Origin of the sequence: Flavobacterium sp. (assembly GCF_046073885.1) — a bacterium.
Lineage (GTDB): Bacteria > Bacteroidota > Bacteroidia > Flavobacteriales > Flavobacteriaceae > Flavobacterium.
This window is the reverse complement of record NZ_JBJTND010000027.1, coordinates 1-13,625: the sequence shown is the minus strand read 5'-3', so window position 1 is coordinate 13,625 and position 13,625 is coordinate 1. Positions and strand designations below refer to the sequence as shown.

The 13,625-nt window shown below is 32.6% G+C and carries 12 protein-coding genes; 5 read left to right on the top strand and 7 right to left on the bottom strand.

The features are described from left to right. Position 1: 1 nt before the first annotated feature. Genes ACKOWY_RS04050 through ACKOWY_RS04040 form a run of 3 tightly spaced genes read right to left on the bottom strand, consistent with a single transcriptional unit; the run spans position 2 to position 4,227 of the window. On the bottom strand, positions 2–1,552 hold the full coding sequence (locus tag ACKOWY_RS04050) for a serine hydrolase (protein WP_408940162.1): 1,551 nt from the start codon (positions 1,550–1,552) through the stop codon (positions 2–4). Positions 1,553–1,561: 9 nt separating this feature from the next. After that, on the bottom strand, positions 1,562–2,362 hold the full coding sequence (locus ACKOWY_RS04045; protein ID WP_408940161.1) for a TrmH family RNA methyltransferase: 801 nt from the start codon (positions 2,360–2,362) through the stop codon (positions 1,562–1,564). A 47-nt stretch (positions 2,363–2,409) separates the two neighbouring features. Further along, complete coding sequence (locus ACKOWY_RS04040; RefSeq protein ID WP_408940160.1) at positions 2,410–4,227, bottom strand: gliding motility-associated C-terminal domain-containing protein; 1,818 nt, start codon at positions 4,225–4,227, stop codon at positions 2,410–2,412. Between the two features lie 113 nt (positions 4,228–4,340). Between ACKOWY_RS04040 and ACKOWY_RS04035 the strand changes: the two genes are divergently transcribed. Genes ACKOWY_RS04035 through ACKOWY_RS04025 form a run of 3 tightly spaced genes read left to right on the top strand, consistent with a single transcriptional unit; the run spans position 4,341 to position 7,154 of the window. Beyond that, positions 4,341–5,318 (top strand): GNAT family N-acetyltransferase, encoded by a 978-nt coding sequence (locus ACKOWY_RS04035; protein ID WP_408940159.1) that lies wholly within the window; start codon positions 4,341–4,343, stop codon positions 5,316–5,318. A 7-nt stretch (positions 5,319–5,325) separates the two neighbouring features. Continuing rightward, the gene (locus ACKOWY_RS04030) at positions 5,326–5,886 is read left to right on the top strand and encodes an acyltransferase (RefSeq protein ID WP_408940158.1); all 561 of its coding nucleotides are present in this window, start codon (positions 5,326–5,328) and stop codon (positions 5,884–5,886) included. Continuing rightward, complete coding sequence (locus ACKOWY_RS04025; protein WP_408940157.1) at positions 5,886–7,154, top strand: O-antigen translocase; 1,269 nt, start codon at positions 5,886–5,888, stop codon at positions 7,152–7,154. The genes ACKOWY_RS04030 and ACKOWY_RS04025 overlap by 1 nt, the downstream gene beginning before the upstream one ends. Here the strand turns inward: ACKOWY_RS04025 and ACKOWY_RS04020 are convergent. Then, a complete protein-coding gene (locus tag ACKOWY_RS04020; RefSeq protein WP_408940156.1) occupies positions 7,151–8,287 on the bottom strand; it encodes a glycosyltransferase in 1,137 nt (378 codons plus the stop codon). The two genes, ACKOWY_RS04025 and ACKOWY_RS04020, sit on opposite strands and share 4 nt — an antisense overlap. Before the next feature lie 34 nt (positions 8,288–8,321). Here ACKOWY_RS04020 and ACKOWY_RS04015 point away from each other — a divergent pair, with 34 nt between their 5' ends. After that, complete coding sequence (locus ACKOWY_RS04015) at positions 8,322–9,425, top strand: glycosyltransferase (protein ID WP_408940155.1); 1,104 nt, start codon at positions 8,322–8,324, stop codon at positions 9,423–9,425. On the opposite strand, the gene ACKOWY_RS04010 is transcribed toward ACKOWY_RS04015, so the two are convergent. From ACKOWY_RS04010 to ACKOWY_RS04000, 3 genes are read right to left on the bottom strand one after another with little or no spacing between them, the layout of a single operon-like run. Further along, a complete protein-coding gene (locus ACKOWY_RS04010; protein WP_408940154.1) occupies positions 9,426–10,361 on the bottom strand; it encodes a glycosyltransferase family 2 protein in 936 nt (311 codons plus the stop codon). It abuts the gene before it with no gap. Positions 10,362–10,363: 2 nt separating this feature from the next. Continuing rightward, positions 10,364–11,464, bottom strand: a complete 1,101-nt coding sequence (locus tag ACKOWY_RS04005; protein ID WP_408940153.1) for a glycosyltransferase — start codon at positions 11,462–11,464, stop codon at positions 10,364–10,366. Between the two features lie 27 nt (positions 11,465–11,491). Further along, positions 11,492–12,175, bottom strand: coding sequence for a cell division ATP-binding protein FtsE (locus tag ACKOWY_RS04000; protein WP_408940152.1), 684 nt, complete (start codon positions 12,173–12,175; stop codon positions 11,492–11,494). Positions 12,176–12,380: 205 nt separating this feature from the next. Between ACKOWY_RS04000 and ACKOWY_RS03995 the strand changes: the two genes are divergently transcribed. Continuing rightward, positions 12,381–13,625: tetratricopeptide repeat protein (locus tag ACKOWY_RS03995; RefSeq protein ID WP_408940151.1), on the top strand; the 1,245-nt coding region annotated here is incomplete at its 3' end.

Sequence of the window (13,625 nt, the reverse complement as noted above, 5' to 3'; positions counted from 1 at the left end):
CCTAGTTTATATCTTTGGTGAAATCCAAATCTTGAAAATCATAGCTAAAATCGGTTAGCGGAGAGATTGCTTCCATTTTAAAATGGGTAGCAATTCCATCTTCAGAGATGTCAAAATGGATGAAGGCATCTGCTTGGAAACTTCTAATATCCCATTTCACCGCATAGGTGTTGTCTTTGTAATAAAAAATATAGCCTTTTAATCGGGAAGATCGTTCCGATTGAAAGCGCAATGCTCCATTGCTTTGAAAAATCTTTATTTTGCCAAACCAATTATCGGTGTACGTTCCGATTAATTTTTTGGGCTCTAATTGGGTATTTGCAGCAATATTTTGATTTACTTTAATCCAAACTTCATCGGTAACTTTGTCAGCATCATCTTCAAATTGCTTTCTGCTGGCACTTAATGTAACCACATGATCAGGAAAATGAAAGCCCAAATAACTATCCTTTATTGTATTGGAAATTGCATTAAATGCTACTCCAACTTGTTGGTTGGTTAATACAATAATTCCTAATTGTATATCTGGGATCATTAAAGTTTGAGTAACAATTCCGTCCAAACCTCCTGTATGAGATACTTGAAGATGCCCATTAATATCTGTTAATTGCCACCCTAATCCATACGCCTTAAAATTACAACTGTACGGTTTCATATTGTTTAAAGGCAAAATTGTTTGTGATGTCCACATGTCTTTATGAACCGCTTCGCTAAACAATCTGTTTTCATTATTTGCTCCATATTTTCCATGATTTAATTGGGCAATAACCCATTTGCTTAAATCATTGGTACTTGTGTAAATTCCGGCAGCCGCATCAAAAATTGGGTTTGTGTATCGCTTAATTACTTCCAACTTACCATTTGTTGGTACATGCGGAACAATAGTATTGGTGGTGTCTTTTAATCTTCTCCAGGATGCCGCACTGTTGTTCATTTGAAGTGGCGCTAATATTCTCGTTTCCACAAAATCACACCAACTTTTACCTGAAACTCGTTCAATAACTTCACCTACAATAACATATAATAAATTATCGTAATCGTATTTTGTTCTAAACGCCGAAACCGGTTTTAAAAAGTGGATGTTTTTAATAATATCTTTTGGTGTAAAATTATGCCCGTCAGGCCAAATCATAAGATCTCCGGCACCTAAACCGAGTCCGCTTCTGTGGGTAAGTAAATCTCGAATAGTGAATTCTTTTGTCACATAATCGTTATACATTTTAAATTCAGGAAGGTATTGAATTACTTTGTCGTCCCAATTGATTTTCTTTTCGTCAACTAACATTGCAAGTGCAGCCGCAGTGAAGGCTTTACTATTGGAAGCAATTCCGAAAAGGGTATTTCCGTCTACTTTTTGTTGGGTTTTAATATTGGTTACACCATAGCCTTTAGAAACAACTACTTTTCCATCTTTCACAATAGCAACCGCAATTCCTGGCACGTTAAAGGTTTTCATAGTTCGTTGTACCAAATCATCAAGTTTGGCTTCGGTAATTTGGGCGTTACTAAAAATAGTGGTTAGTAATAGTGCAATAAGTAAGTTACTTTTCATAATTTATATTTATTTGGTTTCAAAACCGCGTTGTCTTCTTGCTTCAAATACTAGTATGGCAGCGGCAACCGATACATTCATGGAGTCGATTTGACCTTGCATCGGAATAATAATATTTTGAGTGGCATGGTCACGCCAGATTTGGGTAAGTCCTGTTGCTTCTGTTCCTACAGCAATTGCTGTGGCTTTGGTGTAATTTTGAGTATGATATGAATTTGAATTTTGTAAAGTGGCACTGAAGATTTCGATTTTTTTATTTTTCAAAAATGCGATAACTTCTTCGTTACTTCCGGTTGCAATTTGATTGGTAAAAATACAACCAACACTCGATCGAATTAAATTTGGGTTATATAAATCGGTTTTTGGATTGGTGAGAATTACAGCGTCAATATTGGCTGCATCACATGTGCGCAGCATGGCACCAATATTTCCTGGTTTTTCTATCGATTCCATAACTAAAATTAGCGGATTTTCAGGTAAAATCAAATCTTCTAAAGCAACCGACTTAGTTTTAGCTACAGCAATAATGCCTTCAGTAGAGTCACGGTAAGCGAGTTTCTGATAGACTTCTTTATTGATTTCGATGCAATCAATGTCATTTTTTTGACACAGATTTTTCAGTTCTTTTTCTGAAATTAATTCGGGAAGAAAAAGTAGTGTATTGAGTTCGTAACCTCCTTTTAATGCCAGCTCAATTTCACGTTTGCCTTCAATTAAAAAAGTTCCGGTTTGTTTACGTGCTTTGGCTTTTTCTTGCAATTGCACTAACGATTTTATGAATGGATTTTGTATGGAGGTAATTTGTTTCAAGGGAAATATTTTTTGCGAAGTTACTGAGATTTTTATAAAGAATCGAGTTACTTTCTAAAATACAACCACCCTGTAATAGGTTCAGGATAGTCTTTATCGTTTAAGTTAAGAATGTAATAATAAGTCCCTTCTGGTACCGCCGAATTATCTACACGAATTCCTTTGGTAGCCATTCCATCCCAATCGGGCGTGTTATTATTTCCGGTCCAAATTAATTTTCCCCAGCGGTTGTATATTTCCAATTCAAAATTTACAAACACATTTCTCAAGCCATCAATAAAGAAAGTGTCATTAGCTTGGTCATTATTACTTGAAACATAATTGTAAACGGTTGGAGGACAGTTTTTTGTATACAGCCAAAACGAACTAATAGAGTAACAATTTTGATTTTCGATACGGATAAAAATTTCTTTTGGTGTTGAAGTAGCAATGTAATTGGTTGTATTGGCTATGGCATTCGTCTCCGCTGAAGCATCTGCTGCCGATTCATAAAAACCAACAAAAGTATCTCCAGAATTCGTAAGTGACAAAGTACTGTAATCAAAGAAATTAAATGTTCCTTGTGTAAGGCCTTGATTGCAGGTATTTAAGGGTTGCATGGTGTTAAATAAAGGGGTGAACCACAAGGTAAGTTGGTTGCTAGATACTTGATTGTTGTTTTCAGATAATTCACTAACCGTGCCATTTCCTGTTCCATTATCATCTACAACAATTGTTATTATAAAGCTATTAGGGATACTACTCGGTAAAGAGATTGTGATTTGTTTATTTTCACTACCGTCTATAGGAATAAGAACTGAGGTTTGTGTTTGGCCAATTAATTGTCCGTTTGCGTAGATAGCTATTGGAGTTCCTGCAGGAAGTGAATTAGTGCAATTGTAATTGGTTACAGTAAAGTTGATTTGGATATCTCTAGAATCGCAGGTTTGATTCAATGAATTTAGTACTACACCTGCATCCGGTAATTGGCTGTTTAATTTAGTTACAATGGCATTAATTAACACCACATCTTGCCCGGATGAAAGTTGGATTTGCGCTGTAGTATCTCCAATGTTAATATTATTTTGAATGTTGTAAATATCCAAATCCATATTATAAAGATTGTTGGCTCCAGTGATACTGTTGGTGCCATTAAAAGCATTATTAGCAGGGTTTAATGGTGGGTTACTCAAAGTGTTGCCATTAATCTTTAAAGTTTCGTTTACAGCAAGATTGGAATCACCCTCCCAAGCAATAAATCCTATTTGAGCATTATTGTTATCTACAACATTTAGACTATTTAATGTAATGTTTAATGCACTTGGAATACTTTGTAATCCATCATAAATATTGATTTGATTTAGCGGTAAGCTCATGTCTTTAAATACAATAATTAGTGCCCAACCAGCAAAATTTGTTCGGTTGGTGCAATATCCAGAAATATCAATTAATGTTTGGGAAACATCTAAATCGGATAGCGTATAGTTGCCATTTCCTGTACTCATTACTTGAGAAGTAATATCCGAAAATGCACTAAAATAGGTAAGTCCTGAAGAGGAAGAAATATTTGAAAAAGTTCGCTGCGCCGAAATTTGAATATTATTTAATTTCACATCAAAATCACCAGAACCCGAACCCGCCCAATACAGGTATGCACTTTGAATAATTTGATTGGAGTTTAAATTTAGGCTGGCCGAAGAGGAGTTAATTAATAGATTTTCACAACCTGCAGTAATGTTGTTTTCACCCAAATTCATAGTATTTCCTATAAACGTAAAGTCATATCGACCATTAAATTGTTGATATAATGCTACGCTTTGTCCTTGAATTGAACAAGAAATGCTGAAGATTAATCCTAAAATAAGTATTTGAATCTTGATTTTCACCAGAATTAATTAATTTGGATGGTCTAAATTAGGTATTTATTTTTAGATAATTACATTTGTAATTGGAATTGCTAATAAATATTGTGTAATTTTCCAAAGTTTTAATACATCTCGTGAAACACTATCAAGTTAGATTATACCAACCGCAAGATTCTTCAATCTGGAATGCTTTTATAAGTGTTGCTAAAAATGCTACCTTTTTATTTGATCGAAATTTCATGGATTACCATTCCGATCGCTTTCAAGATTATTCTTTGATGGTTTTTGATGGTGAGAAATTGGTTGCTGTTTTGCCGGCTAATAGGGTAGATGACACCGTATTTTCTCATCAAGGCCTAACATATGGTGGATTGGTTTTAAGTAACAAAGCCAAGTTAAGTGCGGTGATTGCAATATTTAAAAGTATTTTGCAATTTCTTCATGAAAATGCAATTGAAAAATTAATAGTAAAATCCATACCTACAATTTATTCGGATTATTTTTCTGAGGAATTGGAGTATTGTTTATTTATTGTTCAAGCCAAATTAACACGAAGAGATGCCTTGTCTGTATTGGATTTAGTAAAAAAGAATGCGATTGATAGCAACCGAATGGAAGGCGTGAAGCGGGGAATCAAAAATGAATTAGTTGTAAAAGAAGAATCTAGTTTTGATTTATTTTGGAATACAATTTTGGTTCCCAATTTAGCTCAAAAGCACAATGCAAAACCAGTACATACTTTAGCTGAGATTACTAAATTGAAGCATTTATTTCCAAATAATATCCGTCAATTTAATGTCTATAAAAATGAAGAATTACTGGGCGGTACAACCGTTTTTGTAAATAAAAAAGTGGTGCATTCGCAATATATTTCAGGAAATGAAACCAAAAATGTGAGTGGAAGTTTAGATTATTTACACCACCATTTAATTAAAGAAGTTTTTAAGGATTATCATTTTCATGATTTCGGAATATGCAATGAATATGATGGTAGAATGATAAACAAAGGGTTGCTGTTTTGGAAAGAAAGTTTTGGAGCCAAAACCGTTATTCAAAACTTTTATGAAGTGGAAACTAGAAATTTTTCAATCTTAGATACTGTTTTTAAATAGTTATTAAATGGGAACATTAAAACATTTCATCTTTGTCACTCTACGCGTTTGGAAATACCAATTTCTTTCTAATTGCAGTAAGGTTATTGGTTCGCCAAAACGCTTTCATCCTTTATTGTTAAGAGGGAAAGGAACCATTTCTTTTGGGAAAAATGTTCAAATAGGAGTAGTTGATTCACCTAATTTTTTCTCGCATTATTCTTATTTAGAAGCTCGAAATGAAACTAGTTCGATTCAAATAGGAGATTCTGTAACCATAAACAATGCTTTTTCGGCTGTAGCCTTCTCTAAAATAGTCATAGGAGCCAACACATTAATAGGTGTAAATTGCTCAATTATGGACAATGACGGGCACAATCTTAATCCTCTGGAACGAAATTCAGAGGTAATTTCCACCAACGATGTTACTATTGGAACCAATGTTTTTATTGGAGATAATGTAATCATTTTGAAAGGGGTAACTATTGGTGCAAATTCAGTTATTGGAAGTGGCTCTGTAGTTACCAAAAACATTCTCGAAAATAGTATTGCAGCAGGTGTTCCTGCTAAAGTTATTAGAAATTTATAGTGATAAATAAACTCAAAAACAACACTTTAATTAAGGTGCTTTCGCTGAATTCTTTTTCAGTTGGAATAAGTTTTGTTTTGGGTATGCTTTCTTCTAAAATTGTTTCTGTCTTTTTAGGTCCTTCCGGAATGGCATTAATGGGGAGTTTTAGAAATTTTACCACAATGATTAAATCAATTGCAACTCTCGGAATCAATACTTCGGTGGTGAAATTGATCGTTGAAAACAAAAATGATCGGGAAGAAGTTTCCATAATTTATTCTACTTTTTTTGGGGTATTCCTCGGGCTGGCAATTGGTATCGGAATTTCCGTTGCATTATTTGCAGGATCAATTTCAAACCTTATATTTTATAGTTATCACTATGCAATTCCAATTCAGTTTTTCGGATTGATGTTGCCCTTAATAGTTATTAATGTATTTTGGACTTCGGTTTACAATGCGTTCGAAAAATTCAAACACATCATAAGCATTCAAATAATTTCCAATCTGATTTTGTTTTTCCTTACGGCCTATTTAGTATGGCATAATAACATTCAAGGCGGGTTACTTTCAGTTGGAATAGGTGAAGTGTTGATGTTTTTTGTAACCTATTTGTTTATCAGAAAATCGTTCACGCATTTCAAATTTGATTACCATCAAATAAACTATAAAAAATACTTAAATGTCATGCAGCGCTATTCAATTATGGCTCTGCTTAGTGCTGTTTTGGTGCCGCTAACCCTAATCTTAATTCGGGATCAAATAGTTTCAGTTCATTCCATTCAAGAAGCAGGAATATGGGATGGTGTAAACCGACTTTCTGGATTTTATATGATGTTTTTTAATACAGGAATCACCTTGTATTACATGCCAAAATTAGCTTCTCTAAAAACCAATTCCGAGTTCAAACTTGAAATCATAAATTACTTTAAAACCTTGGTTCCATTGTTTATAGTGATGCTTATTCTGGTTTTTATTTTGAAAAATTATATTATTCAATTGGCTTTCACTAAAGAGTTTAATAAGATAAATTCAATATTAATTTGGCAATTATTGGGGGATTTTTTCAAAATAATGACACTCGCCTTCGGATTTCAAATCCTAGTAAAATCAATGCTCAAAAAGTATTTTATTATTGAAATTGTGTTTAACGTTTGTTTTTTAATACTATCTTATGTATTAATTCCGCAACGTGCTTCAGAAGGGGTGGTTCAAGCTTATTTTGCAGCCAATTTAGTGACTTTCCTGATTATCATTTTTATGTTTAGAAAAACACTAAAAAATTAATTAGTCCATTTTGAGAGATAATCTTCTGCGCAATTTTTGTAATTGTGATGTTCTTCGATAAATGTTCTAGCACGTTTACCTATTGCGCTAATCTCAGTTGGATTTTCAATTAAATGGCTAAGATTTTTCACTAATGAATCCACATCGGGTAAGGCATTTACAGCCACTTTTTCGGTCAAGTTGTAATATTTCTCAAATTCAATTTCAGCTCCTGTAAATACAACCTTTCCTTTAGCCATAGCTTCTAAGGCATTGTAGCCTTGATCAAAACTATATACCTGATCTAAAATTATGTGCGCTCTCTTGTATTGATTGATGTAGGTTTGGTAAGGCAAATTTTCGGCAATGATAATTTCAATTCGATCGCCCATTTTCTCTTTTACTATTTCCAATGCTTTTTCAAAAAAAGTAATTCCTTTAGTGAAATAAGTACCTCGATTGATTCCTAGGAATAATATTATTTTATCATCAATTTTTAATTCTGAAAAATCTATTGCAGCCGTGTTAATTGGATTCGGAATTAACCCTAAAAATTTGGGATGCCCCTGCAAGGGCAACAAATAATCAATATCGGAAGATATAACTCCGTGGATATTTTGATAAATTAATTGGTGTGTTTTAATATGGCTTTTGGATAGAAAATCTAATAGGAATTGGTATTCCTTTTTGGATTTTGGATTTTCAAAAAAAGGATTCATAATAGAATACCGATCTTTTTTTTCTATTAAATGTTGGGCTACCAAATAATCCACGCCACAACAAAGCAGGAATGTTTTTTTATTTTGATGAATTAATTTCTTCAAAAGAAAGCGCTCCAAACCTGGTATAGTTTGAATAGGTGCTTCATTTATGAATTGAACTACATCAAAATCTTTTAATTTATTTAAATGAAAATAAAACCGAATTCCGAATTCTATTTTTGCAATATCAAATCGGGTTAGTCTGAAGATAATTTGACGTGGAATATTGCCCAATTTTGTTTCACACCATTTGGCTTTTGTAGATAAATCGGTAGGGTAGTTCTTGAAACCATCACCGTTGGCAATGATAACAACTTCGTGTCCAAGAGCAGTCAGGCCTTCTTTTAAGGAATTGTGTAACCTACTAAATTCACCTACTAATAATATTCTCACTTATTGTATATTTGTTGCTAAAATAGTTAAAAATTTGAACCCTTCCGAAAAAAAGCAAACCAGAATTTGTATTGTTTCCGATCAACTTGCAACGGGAGGAGCAGAGCGTTGCGCTGCGACATTGTCTATTTATTTTGAGAAAAATAACTGTAAAGTTCATCACATTATTGTGGTTGATAAAATTGAATATGAGTTTGCTGGCGAAGTTTTAAATCTCGGTAAACTAAAAAACAGAACCAATGGACTTTTAAACCGTTGGAAGCGTTTTAGGGCTTTGAAACATTTTTTCAATAAGAATCAATTTGATTTTATTATTGATTTCCGAGTGAAACGCCATGCTTTGCAAGAATATATCATTGCAAAATATATTTTCAATTCCCCATTAATTGTTACCGTTCATAGTTTTATGACGGAGTTGTATTTTCCAAAAAATAGAACTTTAGCAAATTCAATTTATTCGCATGCAAATAAAATTGTTTCTGTTTCCAAAGCAATCCAAGAAAAGATAACTTCAGAATATACGTATTCAAATGTTGAGACGATTTATAATCCTATTGATTTTGAGGCTATACAAAAAGCTACAGAGGAAAATTTGTCAATAGATTACAAATATATTTTGGCTGTGGGAAGGATGAATGATGCTGTGAAGCAATTTGATATTTTAATTGATAGTTATGCAAAATCCAATTTGTCAAAAAACAACATAAAGCTAATATTGTTAGGTGATGGGTTATTAAAAGCTGACTTAGAGCGCCAAGTTGCCCAACTAGAATTACAGGATTTTGTTTTATTTAAAGGCAAAGTTGCTAATCCTTTTCCTTATTATAAGCAGGCTTTATTTACTGTCTTAACGAGTAAAAACGAAGGCTTTCCAACCGTATTAATTGAATCACTTGCTTGTGAAACTCCGGTTGTTGCCTTTGATTGTTTTTCTGGTCCGAGTGAAATTATTTTTGATCAAGAAAACGGACTTTTAGTTGACAATCAAAATCAAGAAAATTTGATTGAAGCAATGAATGAATTGGCTTCAAATGAAAAAATGTACAACCATTGTAAGAATAATGCTAAAGAAAGCGTTCATAGATTTTCGATTGATTCAATTGGAAAACATTGGCTTGAATTGATGAAAATTCACTAGTTAGTAGCTTGTAAATTTCACACCTTTTTTAATAAGCAATTCCTTTATCGTTTTTATTAGTTTCAAAATAAAAGCAGGCAATTTCAAAAGAATTTGTTGCTTCCAATTGAGGTAATTGTGGTCTATTTTGGAACTAATTTTCTTATACTGTGTATAACCTCCGTCTGTTTTTATGTGTTTTGCTAAAACATATCTTTCAAATGCTAAATATTTAGCAATACCAGAGTCTTCTTTTGCAAAAGCATCGTACTTATCAAAATCGGGAAGTCGTTTATTTACTATAGAACTGCGCGTGAGTTGCGTTTCAGTTTCCATGAAATACTGCATTTGAATGGTATTGGAATACGCCAGTTTAAAGTAATAATTTGCTCGAATATTAAAATCAATATCCTCAGCAAAATCAATTGTTTCATCATAAAGGCCAGCTTTTTCATAAACGGATTTGTGAAAACAAACGCTACCGTGATTGTATATTCCTTGTCCTAAATTGTGTTCGAAAAAATCGATTATTTGATTTTCTTTTGGTGCAATTCCTTTCGGAAAATTATTCGGTGTGGTTATTTTGTTTGAATAAATCTCCTCATAATTGGTTCCAAATATTTTTGCCTCTGGAAATTCAGTTATTAGATTATGAATTGTTTTTAAAAAGTTGGGTTTCCAGGTGTCATCGGCATCTAGAAAAGTAATATAATTTGAAGTTGTATTTGCGATTCCGGTGTTTCGTGCTGCCGATAATCCTTTGTTTTGCGAATGCTCAATTAATCGAATGGATTCTGATAAAAAGGGTTTGATTTTTTCAACGCTTAAATCAGTCGAACAGTCGTTTACAATAAGAATTTCATAATCCGTAAAGGTTTGATTGAGAATACTTTTAAGGGTATTTTCAACAAATTTTTCTTTGTTATATAGCGGAATGATGACTGAAAAAAATGGCATTTTTAATTTTTTAACATGAAATCAAATAGTGCATTCCAATCTTTTAATTGATCGTTGTGGTCAAATGTAATTCTATTTCCCTGAAATTGAATTGAATTATTTACAAAATCAGTTAGTTGTTTCGCTAATTCCTTTGGATTTTTAACATCAAAAAACGAAACGTGGTCATAATCTCCAATCGCTTCTTTAGCATAAGGTAAATTGGCCGCCAATATTGGTTTTCCAAATGCTTTGGCTTCGGATAATGGCAATCCCCAAGTTTCTAATTTGGAAGGAAAAACAATGCAATCCACCGAATTATATAATTTCAATACTTCTTCTCTAGAAATCCATCCTTTAAAATCTACTTCAGGCATGGAATGAAACTTGTTGTAAATATATTGTGCAAATTTATTTTGATTGTCTTTTATGGTTGTAAAATGAAATCTGACTTTATTTCTTGTGTCTTTGTCCAATAAATTGATTGCTTTAAAAATAAGCTCAAAATTTTTATAGGTTCTAGGGAAACTAGGGTAAAAGAAGTGTATTTTGTCTTTTTCTAAAATGGTTTTTTGTGTGGTAAGTTCTTCGGTATATTCTGGGTAACAAACCTTAATATTTTGGATTTTATATAATTTTTCAAATTCGTTTTTAATCCAATTTTGTTGCACAAAAACAGCAACGTTTTTTTTGATATTGATTCGGGTTAAATATTGGTATAAAATTGAAAAAACTCCAATTTTATAATCGAATTTCCAATCTTTGAATGTTGGTTTGTAAAAAATTGTAGGATGATGAAAATACACAAATCGCTTATTTGCAATCACATTTGGAGTAACATCATGAAGCGAAAGCCAAACGGAAGCATTAAGGCTTTTGGATAACTTTTTTAAGTAAAAGAATTCGTAATAAATTCGGGTAAACCAAGAGCTGTTTTTTTTTGAAAACGAGAGGTATTCAATATTGGGATAAGAAAAAAATGTCTTGTCATAAACCAATGCGATTACTCTATACTCATTATTGGCGTTGTAATCGGATATTTTTTGCAAACAATTATCTAGGATGGTTAGCAAACCACCTTCTTTCATGTTAATTCCTGAAATTACAATTGTTTTTTTTGTCAAATTGTGAATGTTACAATTTTAGGGAGATTAACCCACTTTTTGAACTACTTCAAAAATAGATCCGTCTTCACATTTTAAAGTTTTAGAAGGGAATTTCATAAGCAATGCATAATCGTGGGTTGCCATAATTATGGTTTTTCCTAATGCATTGATGTTTTTTAATACTTCCAATACTTCAACACTGGTTTGTGGATCTAGGTTTCCTGTTGGTTCGTCAGCAAGAATTAATTCAGGGTCATTTAGCAAAGCTCTTGCAATGGCAACACGTTGTTGTTCCCCGCCAGAAAGTTGGTGTGGCATTTTTGAAGCAAATCCTCTCATACCTACTTTATCCAATACTTCGTCTATTTTATCTTGCATTCTTTGCGCATCAGTCCATCCAGTAGCTTTAAGAACGAAAATCATATTGTCATTAACCGTTCTGTCTGGTAATAATTTGAAATCTTGAAAAACAATTCCAATTTTTCTTCTCAAATACGGAATATCTTTTTCCTCAAGAGTTGCCAAATCAAATTCTACTATATGCCCTTCTCCTTGAGTTAAAGGTAAGTCGGCATACAAAGTTTTCATTAAACTACTTTTACCCGTTCCGGTTTTTCCAATGATGTATAGAAATTCACCATGATTTACTTCCAAATTAATTTGGGATAAAATCACTTTATTCTCTTGGTAAATGGTTACGTCTTTTAACGCTAGTACAGGATTTGACATATTTGAAATTGTTTATTTGGTAAAAGTAATAAGATAACGCTGTTTTTCAAAATAAATTTTAAGATTAGTTATTAAATACTTTCAAGTAGCAACTTCTATCTAGCTGCTTTTTCTATTGTTAAAAAATATGTTTATAATAAAAAACAATCAACTCTCGTTATAGCTTGTATAATCCTACATTTGAAGTACTTTTAAATTCCAAACCATGCGAAAAACAGCTGCTTTTTTACTTTTAAATTTATTAGTTTCTGGGGCTACACTTACGGCACAGCAATCTATTGTGCATTCAAATACTTTATCTGAATATGATAATGCACTAGCCTTGTATCAGGGAAAACAATATTTAGCTGCTCAAATTCTATTTGATAAAGTTCGGCAATTTGTTAGAAACCAAGAGGTTCAAGCAGATTGTTCTTATTGCATTGCCAATTGTGCAATTCAATTAAATCAATCGGATGCAAATACATTGATGGAGAATTTCATTTCCAGTTTTCCAACAAGTACTAAAATTAATCATGCGATATTGGAACTAGCAACTTATTATTTTGAAAGCTCGAATTACCCTCAAGCAATTCAAAATTTTGATAAAGTAGATGAGCGAACATTAACTTTTGATGAATTGGAAAAATATAATTTCCAAAAAGGATATGCTTATTTCTCTGAAAAAAATAAAAATGTCGCAACTACGTATTTGAGTAAAGTTACAAATTCGAAAACTTTTGGCTCGCAGGCCAAATATTATTTAGGGTTTATGGCTTATGAAGGAGAAGATTACAAAGAAGCAAATAAATTTTTTGATCAAGTTTCGGGTGAGGAGAAGTACAAGGAAAAGTTATCCTATTTTCAAGCCGATATGAATTTTAAATCCGGTAATTTCCAAAAAGCGATCGATTTAGGTTTATTGGCTATGCCAAATTCTAATGCTTCTGAAAAATCGGAGTTGAATAAAATCATTGGTGAAAGTTATTTCAATTTGAAAAAATACGACACAGCGCTGCCTTATTTAAAGGAGTATAAAGGAAAAAAAGGAAAATGGAGTAATACCGATTTTTACCAATTGGGCTATGCGTATTACCAACAAAAAGACTATGAAAATGCCATATCGCAATTCAATAAAATCATTGATGGTAAGGATGGTGTAGCTCAAAATGCCTATTATCATTTGGGTGAATGCTATATGAACACCGATAAAAAGCAGCAGGCGCTTAATGCATTTAAGATTGCTTCCGAAATGGATTTTGATGCTAAAATTCAGGAAGATGCTCATTTGAATTATGCTAAAATCAGTTATGAAATTGGGAATTCGTATCAATCGGTTCCGGATGTATTGTCGTCGTTTTTGAACAAATATCCCAATTCGCCAAGCAAAGGTGAGATTGAAAGTTTATTGATCAATTCGTACATCACGTCTAAAAACTACAAAGAAGCCTTAACGTTATTAGAGAAAAAT